An 8,730-nucleotide genomic window follows, 5' to 3' on the forward strand; every position below is an offset into this window, starting at 1 on the left:
CTCATCGAAAAACTGCCAGCCTCGCATTCGCGTCAGTGACCCGAAACAGCTCGGGATCGAACGGCTCGCCGAGCCACGCGAGCAGCGCGCGCTTGGCATCGGTCATCCGGCCGGCGAGCGTGCGCACGAGCTGTGCGTAGCCCGCCGGGCCGCCACAGTCCTCGGGTGGGCACGCCCCGGCGCCGGCCACGCAACGCGGCGTGCGCGCCCGTGGATGGGCCGGCCCGATCGCCTCGATTTCGACGATATGACGCCAGTTGTCGTCGGGGTCGTAGGTGTACACGAGCGCCGCACCGACCTCGCCGACTGCTTCGAGACGCACGTCGGTCGGGGCGGATTCAAGACCGACTGCCGAGGCAGCGTCCCCCCGCGTTGGAAGCCGAAGCGATGGCGATCGTGCCAGCCCATCGCCGCCTGAATCACGGCGTGCAGCTCGGCCAACGACATGTCCGCCGGCACCTCAAGGCGGCGCCAGATTTCGGGGGCGACGTCCGGCAGACTGACCCGCAGCCGCATCACGCGCGGGCCGGGCGGCGCCTCGACGATATTGCCCGCTGCCGACGCCGAACTTCCCGGCCCGCCCGCAAACGGCATCACCGCATCGGCCACCTGAGCGGCCGGCACCCGATAAGTCCAGGTGCGCGCCGTGCCGACCCATTGCGCGTCGAGCTCGGCCACGCAGTGGTGCAAGTGCGCTGCGTCCCGGATGGCATCGAACAGCGCGTCAAGCGCGGTGTCGAGTGCTGCGTCGTTTTCATGCAGCACCTTCAATGCATAGACACCGGGTGCAAGGCGCTCGGCCGCGTAGCCGCCTGAGCTCGCGTCGAGGATGCCGCGCTCGAGCGCGCGCAGCGTGCGCGCGCGGCCTCGCCCGCCAGGCGCGACGTTGTCGATGCGCAGCGTGAGCCGGATCGGCGCGGCCCGCATGCCCGACACTTCATCGCGGTCGCGCGCGGCGCAACCGTCGTCCTCTGCATCGTCACCGATCCACTGCGGCCGGAGCGACACGCCGGTGATTGCAGGCGCGGGCGACGGCGACGCCCCGCCCGGCTCGACCGGCACCGATTCCGGCGGGGCCTGCTGCGCGTAGTAGTCGACGGCCGCCTCGAGCACGCGCTGCTGGCGCGCCTTCACGTAGATCGAGGTGGTGGCGAGCGACGCGTGGCCGAGGATCTGCTGCACCACGTCGAGCGGCACGCCACGCGCGGTCGCGTCGGTACCGAACGTGTGGCGCAGCGCGTGCGCACTGGTTTTCTGCAGCTGCGCGGCGTCCCACAGCGACAACGCGCCCCAGCGCTGCAGCTCGACCTGCAGGCGCTTGAGCGCGGTGCGCACCAGGCGCCCAAGCGCATCGGGCGTATAAGAATCGACCTCGGCGCCCGGCGGCTCGCCGTGCCGGGCCTGAGCCGCCGCGGTGCCGGGAATCGTCAGCGGTGCCAGCAAGGGCAAGTCGGGCGAGCAATCATCGATCACTTCGCTGCCGTGTCCCCCGTCCCACGCGAGCCCGCAGTCGGCCCAGTGCGCGCGCAGCGCCGCGAGCGTGGCGGGGCTGACCGGCACCGTGCGCACCTTGCTGCGCTTGCCGACCAGCGTGAGCGTCCATACCGATTGCCCCTTGATGCCGTCGACGCGTTTTAAGCCGCTGCGCCGAGCGCTGGCCGCTTCGGCGCGGCGCAGGCCCGAATCGACCATCAGGCCGATCGCCGCGCGCGCGATCCGCCATTGCGCGGCGTCCTCGTCCGGCCGCGCGCAGTGCGCGTCCAGCGCGTCGCGCAGCGTGCGCAACAGTTCCGGCGCCAGCGCGCGCTCGACCTGCAGCGACCACTCGCGCGTGAGCGTCGCCGGCAGCGTCACCGCACTGAACGGGTTGCCGGCCAGATAGCGCACCTTGACCAGCCAGTCGAACGCCATGCGCAGCGTGCGCACCGCATAGGCCTGGCTGTCGGCCGACAGCGCGCCGGTGAACGGCCGCCAGCGGCCGCTCGCGCGGGGCCGCTTCGGGCCGCAGAAGTCCGCGCGCGGCTGCACTAAAAATGCCTGGTACGCGTCGCAGTCCTCGACGCGTAGCGACGACACCGCGACGCCGCGCACTTTCAACGCCCACAGCACGAAGCGCTCGATCTCGCGCGTATACGCACGCAGCGTCGCGGGCCGGTCGCGGTAGCGCGTGAGCCACGCGTGCAGCGCGGCCAGATCGTGCTCGGCACGGATGAACGGGAACCCGACCGCGCGGTTCGTGCCGCCCGCGCCCGACAGTTCGGCCGGCGCGGCCAGCCGCTCGAGCGGCGCGAGCGCGTCCATGCCCGGCCCGACCACGATCGCGCGATCGGGGGCGGGCGTGAGCGGTGTGGTGTCTACAGCAGCATCGACGTCGGCATCGATGCGCACGCCGAGCGTCGCCTCGTGCCGGCGCAGCCAGGCCACGAGCGTGGCCGCGCGCAGCGGCCCGATGCGGGGAATCGCGCGCCACCAGCGGCCGCCGTGCCGGTTGCAATACGCGATCAGCGCGCCGAGCGTGGCGATCCCCTCCCCGGTGAGGCGCTGCGCGACGAGGGGCCGGAACCACAGCGCGAGCGCGTGATCGGCGCGCGGGCGCCGCCGCGGCGAGCTTGGCCGCGTCCTCGACCAAGCGCAGCGTCAAGGCGGTGAGCTTCGCTTCACCGTGCTGCCGCATCGACGCGCGCAGGTGCTCGGCCAGCGCCGCGGAACCGTTCAGCAGCGCCAGGCGCACCAACGCGTCGCGCATCGTGGCCAGATGCCGCTCGACCGCGTCGGCCTCGGCCGGCACCGCGCTGTCCTCGACGTCGTAGAAGCGCCGCGCGATGGTCGCCGCAGGGATGCCCTGAATGCGCGCGCGCAGCGCGGCGAAGTCGGTGCGCGTATAGGTCGCCGGCGGCGGCACGGTGAGCGCTTGCGGCCGGTTAGCCATCCGCCTGCTCTTCCGCGTCCGGACCGATCACCCGGGTGCCGTACGCCCCGCAGGAAGTCCCCTTGGGGGATCGCTCGAGCAGCGCGATCGCGTCGCGGAGCTTCGCGCGGTCGAGCGCGCGCTCGCGCTCGCGTTGTTCAGCGGCCTCGCGCGCAGCCTGCTGGGCGGCCCGCGCCGAGCGGGAATGCGGCCGTTGCACGGTCGTCCAGGTGTCGGGCGCGAGCCGATAGCCACGGGCGCCACCGGGGCCCGTGTGGGGAACGATCGCCGGCAGGATCAGACCATCGCGCCCGCCGGCCTGCAGCTGATCCTGCAGCCGCGCGAGCGCGAGCGGATTGCGCGCGTCGCGGTCGCACTGCGCGAGCGTGAACGGCGCGGCGCCGACGCGCTGGCCGAGCGCATCCAGCAGGGGGCGCGATGCGGTCACGCGGGTGGGCAGGCGGGCGGAGCGGCGCAGCACCATGACGGACAGGCTTTAAAAGGGAGAGGCCCTAAATAGAAAAATAGCAACTGCCGTATTCTAGCCATTAAACGGCGGGCTGCTAATGAGAATTAGCAGACAAGACCACCCGCTAAAAAATCGGCCCGCCTCGTTCCCACCCGCTTGCACAACTAAAGTTGTATCTATCGACGGCCCGCTGGTCCGACAACCGTGCCGGAGCTGCTCCAACGGGTTTTCCGGGGCCGAGTTTCGAGATAAAACCGAGCTGTCGTGATGAACGGTTTTATCCGCGCATGCGATTCCAGCCGCCCCGCTGGCGTCCCCATTCGACCCACGGCGAATCACCGGGCGGCCCGTCGCGTGAGGCCTGGGTGCGCTGGTAGTAGCGGGCCGCGTCCGCCAATACCGCGGCGTCCCGCCAAAACCCTTTCTGGTAGCGGATGACCGCCACGAAATATCGGTAGTCCGCGGTCAGGCGGGGATCCATGTGTTCGGGTTCGATCAGCGGGATGGACCGGGCGACGGGCAGGTCGACCTGACAAACCCGCCGGGAATCGCGCGCCTACCGTCGTAGTGATGCGATGGCCGCGGCCGGCGTCCCGTCCAGCACCTGCAGGCGAGCCTGATCCCAGCGGGCGACGAATTGCCCATCTCCGGCGCGATAAGTTCTTCCCGCGAACCAATTCTGGATTTCTGGGTCTATGCGGGGATAGGCTCGCATGGTGTACGGCGTGAAGAAGCAGAAAGGATTGGAGTTGAGTCCGGAAGATCGGCGTCGGCTGGAACAGATCGTCAAGCGCGGCACGGACTGGCGTGAGCGCGAATGGTCGCAAACGCTGCTGTACTTCGCCGATGGGTGGCTTGGACCGGCGATCGCGCGGAAGTTGGGCCGCAATCTGGACACGGTGTACGACTGCCGCAAGCGTTGGCTGCAGACGGGTTGGGAAGCGGTGCGCAACAAGAAAGCGGGTGGCGCGCCATCCAAGCTGACAGCAGAACACCGTGCCCTGCTACACGGCTGGATCATGCAAGACGCGCTCACGACGCCGCAGCTACAAGCGAAGCTGCTGGAGAGCAGTGGCCTGCGGGTCGCAGGCAGCACAATAAGCAAAGCGCTCAAGCAGATGGGCATCGTTTGGAAACGCACGCGCCACACGCTTAAAAAAAGCGAGACGAAACCCGGTTCCGTGCCGCTAAAGCGGAAATCGAGGAACTGAAGGCCGCGGCCAAACGAGGCGACATCGAACTGGCGTACGTCGACGAAACGGGCTTTGCTCAGGCGCATCCCAACCGAAGCGCTTGGACCCAACGTGGCGAATGCCACGCCATCGAAGCTCGGCGTGGCAAGCGTCTGAATCTGGTGGGCGCGCTGCTGTCTTCGGGGCGCCTGTTTGCCGCCAAGCTTTGGCGAACCATGACCGCACCGTTGTTTGCGGGCTTCCTGGGGCTGCTGATGGAACAGGTCAACAAACCGCTGGTGGTCATTCTGGACAACGCCTCGGTGCACACGGGCAAAGCCATCAACCCGTTGCTCGATGTGCTCCGGCAGCGCGGCTTGCGTTTGTACTTCCTGCCACCGTACAGCCCAGAGCTGAACCGCATCGAGAAGCTCTGGCACCAGATGAAGTACCAGTGGCTGGCCTTCAAGGCTCGCGACGTAGGCACGCTTGAAGCCGACATCGACTCAATCCTCGACGGATTCGGCGAGAAATACGGATTTAGTTTTTACTGAAAACTTAGAGCCAGCACCATGGCCGACCTTCCTTCACACCCAGCAGGCGCCGCCTTCGTACGTCGTCGTCCGCAGGGGCGATCGCGTCGATCACATGCCAGCCGGCGTCCTCCGACCAACTCAGACAGGCACCACGACAAGCCGCCCACATTGCCTCGAGCCGCGCCTGCCGACGTGCGGCGTATTGAATCCGGCGAGTTGCCTGGTCGGCGCACGGCATCGGTGTCCAGTGCGTTGTCGCCGGCGCCGCACAGTGCAAGCCGTCGGGCCGGGCGCGCCCGTTCCAGATAAGCCGCCATCAGACCTCAATGACTAAATCCGTATATTTGGCTAAATGTCCATCTGCCGTTACAAGCCGCAGTGGTTCAATCATGGCCTGAGCGACGAGAAGTCGGTCGAACGGATCACGGTGAATGTCCGGCAGATCACGGACCAGCGCTGCGTGGGTAACGCGCACCGGCAACTCTACAAAGCCGGCGGCCGAAATCTCGGCGACTAGTTCGTCCACGTTGACGTTGAGTTTTCCGAGACCTGCCTTGATCGACGCTTCCCAGATAGTCGCGGCGCTGACGAATACTTCATCGGCGTCCGTGATTAGATGGCGCGCACGCTTGGACAGCTTGGGGTCGTCCAGGACGGACCAGAGGTAGACATGCGTGTCCAGCAACAAGCGCATTACCGGCCCTCGAATGAAGCCAGGACGTCGTCCGGGAGAGGCGCGTCGAAGTCGTCCGCAATCTCCACCCTGCCCTTCAGGCCACCAAAGCGCCGTTTGGGCTTGAGAGGCTCCAGCGGAACAAGGCGCGCGGCAGGCTTACCAGCCTTGGCGATCACAATCTCTTCGCCGCTGGCCGCCGCGTCGACAAGCCGCGAAAAGTTGGTTTTTGCATCGTGAATGTTGACGGTATGCATTGAGCATCCTTATCGGACTAACTAGGACTAAACTATCTTAGCCCCCGTTAGTCCAGTCGTCAACTCCAGTTTTGAATAGCAGAAAGAAATGACCGATCAGAACAGCGGCAGTTGCCGAGCATCCCGCTCGGGCACGGAGGGCGGCTCCACACCTTGTTCGACCCGGCGCATCCTCGCGATCAACGGCACGCCGCAGCCGTCGACCGTCAGACTGAAGCCGAACGCCTCGAGGTCGTCGCGCGTCAGGTGCGGCAACGGCTGCCAGCTCGGTTGCCAGCCGCGCGCTCGCGTGCGCGCGAGCAGTTGACGCTTGGTCAGCCCCGGCACGCAATCACGCACGAATTGCGCGCAGGCCTCCGGCACAAGGTCCGGCGGAAACGTTGGCGGTAGTGCGAAGGCCGCCAGTTGCAGGGTATCCGTCATCGATCCTCCGATCGAACCAAACGTCGGCTACCTGATAGCTACCTTATAGCTACCAAGTATCAGGCGATTACCTCTAGGTGTCTCGCACCGCCCTGCACTGCGTCAACAACAAGGCGGCGGTCGAAGGTCGCGAGCGTACCGCCACGCATACGTGCGAGCGCTAGCAGATAGGAACATCGAACCTGGTCAATACGGACGGCATGATATCCGAGGAACAATAGCTACCCGACAGGTATCCGGTAGCTACCAGATACCTGATAGCTATCTCTCAGCGCACGTGACTGATACCTGGTATCTATTGGATATCCATCAGATATCTGATAGCTACCAGATACCCCTTGGATATCGAATAGCTATCGGCTACTATGTAGCTATCTAGTAGCTACCGGATACCAAATAGATATCGATGTTGCCCACTGATACCTTTAGATGCCGTTGATCGTGTCGGGTATCTGGTAGCTATCAGATACCTATTAGGTATCTCCAATTCCCCTCCAGCTAAAAGGAGAACTTCCGATGCCGGTTATTGTGTTTGTGAGCCCGAAGGGCGGAGTAGGCAAAACAACCTCAGCTGTGGTTCTTGCTGATCAATTGGCGCGAAGCGCCGATGTCGCAGTCATCGACGCGGACCCCAATAAGCCGATCGCCATGTGGGCCGCGGGCGGCACCAAGCCCGACCGAATGACCATCATTTCCGACGCCGATGAGGAAAACATCATCGACAAGATCGAGGCTGCGGCAACGCAAGCACCGTTCGTGATCGTCGACCTCGAAGGTACTGCTGCAAAAATCGTCATCTTGGCTGTCAGCCAGGCGGACCTGATCGTGATTCCCATGCAGGGGTCCCAGCTCGACGCATCGCAGGCATCGCGCGCGATGAAGGTCGTCCAGCAACAAGAAAAGATGTCTCGGCGGAAGGTCCCATACGGCGTATTACTGACTCGAACGAGTCCCATTATCCGCACGCGAACGATGAAACACATCAGCAGCACGTTCGAGGAGGCCGGAATCGCATTGTTCAACACGGAACTGAACGAACGCGAAGCGTTCAAGGCAATGTTCTCGTTCGCGATGCCGCTCGCCGAGCTTGATCCTAACGACGTTTCGAATTTGGACAAGGCTATTTTGAATGCGGAAGAATTCGCAGACGAAGTCGTCGCGAAATTGCGCGAGGGTATGGCGCCGTCGCAGGAGGTAGCGTGAAATGGCTGAGCGTAAAAACCCGCTCGATTTGAGTGGCTTCGCGCCGCGGTCAACAGTGTCCGGCAACCGACCGGCTCCGGAGGTCGTCGAACAGATAGCGGCCGAGACTGGATTTCCCAGCCGACAACCGGCGAGCGCAGCCAGTGCGCCGATCACCAATACCCCTGCAGAAAAGCCGGTCGGCAAAGCGACTCGAGTGCGACGGCCTGAAGCTGAATCGCCACGGCAAGATAATCGACGTCGGACCGGCCGGAACGTACAAAAAAACGTGAAGTTAACCGCGCAAGGGGTTGCGGATCTCGAAGAAGAGGCACGTCATTCAAAGGAAACCTTTGGTGAAGTGCTCGAACGAGGGATTGCCGCTATACGACGACTCCGCGAGATGGGAGTGGAAGACTACTACGTGAAAGAATAATAGTGTCAGATATCCGTCTGCTATCTATTTAGTATCTGGTAGCTACCAGATATGTGGATCCTGTAAGGTCGCAACCAATTCTCGAAGAGGCTATATCTCTTCTTGAGGCAAGCCCCAACGGGGCGCGTCAGGCCCGAAGGGCATTGCTCGCGGGGAGTCGGTGGGGGGGTGCGGAACCCCGGCAGAAGCCGGGGCTATCCACGCCCTTGTGGTGTGGATAGCGCAGCCGTCCACGGACGGGCGCGGGATGTTTCGGTGAGGATCGTGCTCGACGGTTTTAGGCTTAGAAAGGCCTAAGAAAGGCTTAGACACAGTGGAGAACTTTGTTAACCCTTTGATAGCTTGGGAGAATTTTTTCGTGCTGATATCTCAACCCACGAAGATATCTATCTCAGACCCCGAAAAACGATACTTCGTCCCCCGAATATCCGTACCTCAAACCCCGATGGTTTCTAGCCCAAACCCCGAAGATGCTATCTCAAACCCCGATGGATATCCCATACCCCGAACGAGGTGCGTAATATCCACAAGGGTGTTCGAAGTGTGATACTGACCAGTTCATCAAATAGTGCGTAATATTCAAGCGGCGTAACGGACATGTTTCTCGTTGAACAGGTTACGAATCACGTGAGGTTCCTTCTGGCGACGATGCAAATGGCTCCGGACATGCCGGA

The 8,730-nt window shown here is 63.9% G+C and carries 10 protein-coding genes and 1 pseudogene; 4 read left to right on the top strand and 7 right to left on the bottom strand.

The features are described from left to right. Window position 1: 1 nt before the first annotated feature. The 4 genes and pseudogenes from CFB82_RS40400 to CFB82_RS40420 all read right to left on the bottom strand — a co-directional run bounded on the left by CFB82_RS40400 (window position 2) and on the right by CFB82_RS40420 (window position 3,858). Window positions 2-322 carry a plasmid pRiA4b ORF-3 family protein gene (locus tag CFB82_RS40400; protein ID WP_179255532.1) on the bottom strand — a complete coding sequence of 107 codons (321 nt, stop codon included), beginning with the start codon at window positions 320-322 and terminating at the stop codon, window positions 2-4. Between the two features lie 98 nt (window positions 323-420). Then, window positions 421-2,568, bottom strand: a pseudogene (locus CFB82_RS40410) (phage integrase family protein); the annotation flags it as partial. Between the two features lie 353 nt (window positions 2,569-2,921). Beyond that, entirely contained in the window at window positions 2,922-3,392 is a 471-nt protein-coding gene (locus tag CFB82_RS40415) for a hypothetical protein (RefSeq protein WP_089487808.1), read from the bottom strand. 262 nt (window positions 3,393-3,654) lie between these two features. After that, window positions 3,655-3,858, bottom strand: a complete 204-nt coding sequence (locus CFB82_RS40420) for a hypothetical protein (protein WP_089487809.1) — start codon at window positions 3,856-3,858, stop codon at window positions 3,655-3,657. A 232-nt stretch (window positions 3,859-4,090) separates the two neighbouring features. Between CFB82_RS40420 and CFB82_RS43785 the strand changes: the two genes are divergently transcribed. Together CFB82_RS43785 and CFB82_RS43790 are read left to right on the top strand one after the other, a co-directional pair. Beyond that, the gene (locus CFB82_RS43785; RefSeq protein WP_089487810.1) at window positions 4,091-4,588 is read left to right on the top strand and encodes a helix-turn-helix domain-containing protein; all 498 of its coding nucleotides are present in this window, start codon (window positions 4,091-4,093) and stop codon (window positions 4,586-4,588) included. Then, window positions 4,585-5,103, top strand: a complete 519-nt coding sequence (locus CFB82_RS43790) for an IS630 family transposase (RefSeq protein WP_256990769.1) — start codon at window positions 4,585-4,587, stop codon at window positions 5,101-5,103. Before CFB82_RS43785 ends, CFB82_RS43790 begins: the two co-directional genes overlap by 4 nt. A 298-nt stretch (window positions 5,104-5,401) precedes the next feature. Here CFB82_RS43790 and CFB82_RS40435 read toward each other — a convergent pair whose 3' ends face one another. From CFB82_RS40435 to CFB82_RS40445, 3 genes are all read right to left on the bottom strand, one after another. Then, window positions 5,402-5,779 carry a type II toxin-antitoxin system VapC family toxin gene (locus CFB82_RS40435; protein WP_089487812.1) on the bottom strand — a complete coding sequence of 126 codons (378 nt, stop codon included), beginning with the start codon at window positions 5,777-5,779 and terminating at the stop codon, window positions 5,402-5,404. After that, the gene (locus CFB82_RS40440) at window positions 5,779-6,015 is read right to left on the bottom strand and encodes a type II toxin-antitoxin system Phd/YefM family antitoxin (protein ID WP_089487813.1); all 237 of its coding nucleotides are present in this window, start codon (window positions 6,013-6,015) and stop codon (window positions 5,779-5,781) included. The genes CFB82_RS40435 and CFB82_RS40440 overlap by 1 nt, the downstream gene beginning before the upstream one ends. Window positions 6,016-6,111: 96 nt before the next feature. Continuing rightward, window positions 6,112-6,438: a hypothetical protein gene (locus CFB82_RS40445; RefSeq protein WP_089487814.1), complete on the bottom strand. Its 327-nt coding sequence runs from the start codon at window positions 6,436-6,438 to the stop codon at window positions 6,112-6,114. Window positions 6,439-6,954: 516 nt separating this feature from the next. Between CFB82_RS40445 and CFB82_RS40455 the strand changes: the two genes are divergently transcribed. Both CFB82_RS40455 and CFB82_RS42885 read left to right on the top strand, forming a co-directional pair. Further along, window positions 6,955-7,641: a ParA family protein gene (locus CFB82_RS40455; RefSeq protein WP_089487815.1), complete on the top strand. Its 687-nt coding sequence runs from the start codon at window positions 6,955-6,957 to the stop codon at window positions 7,639-7,641. A 1-nt stretch (window position 7,642) separates the two neighbouring features. Next, a complete protein-coding gene (locus CFB82_RS42885) occupies window positions 7,643-8,056 on the top strand; it encodes a hypothetical protein (RefSeq protein WP_143751063.1) in 414 nt (137 codons plus the stop codon). Window positions 8,057-8,730 lie beyond the last annotated feature (674 nt).

It is taken from the genome of Burkholderia sp. HI2714 (genome assembly GCF_002223085.1).
Taxonomy (GTDB): domain Bacteria; phylum Pseudomonadota; class Gammaproteobacteria; order Burkholderiales; family Burkholderiaceae; genus Burkholderia; species Burkholderia lata_D.

Bases quoted from the DNA above. Each gene is read 5' to 3' on its own strand.
- CFB82_RS40435 (WP_089487812.1), bottom strand. From the start codon at position 5,779: ATGCGCTTGTTGCTGGACACGCATGTCTACCTCTGGTCCGTCCTGGAC.
- CFB82_RS43785 (WP_089487810.1), top strand. From the start codon at position 4,091: ATGGTGTACGGCGTGAAGAAGCAGAAAGGATTGGAGTTGAGTCCGGAA.
- CFB82_RS40415 (WP_089487808.1), bottom strand. From the start codon at position 3,392: ATGGTGCTGCGCCGCTCCGCCCGCCTGCCCACCCGCGTGACCGCATCG.
- CFB82_RS40420 (WP_089487809.1), bottom strand. From the start codon at position 3,858: ATGGATCCCCGCCTGACCGCGGACTACCGATATTTCGTGGCGGTCATC.
- CFB82_RS40455 (WP_089487815.1), top strand. From the start codon at position 6,955: ATGCCGGTTATTGTGTTTGTGAGCCCGAAGGGCGGAGTAGGCAAAACA.
- CFB82_RS40445 (WP_089487814.1), bottom strand. From the start codon at position 6,438: ATGACGGATACCCTGCAACTGGCGGCCTTCGCACTACCGCCAACGTTT.
- CFB82_RS40440 (WP_089487813.1), bottom strand. From the start codon at position 6,015: ATGCATACCGTCAACATTCACGATGCAAAAACCAACTTTTCGCGGCTT.
- CFB82_RS42885 (WP_143751063.1), top strand. From the start codon at position 7,643: ATGGCTGAGCGTAAAAACCCGCTCGATTTGAGTGGCTTCGCGCCGCGG.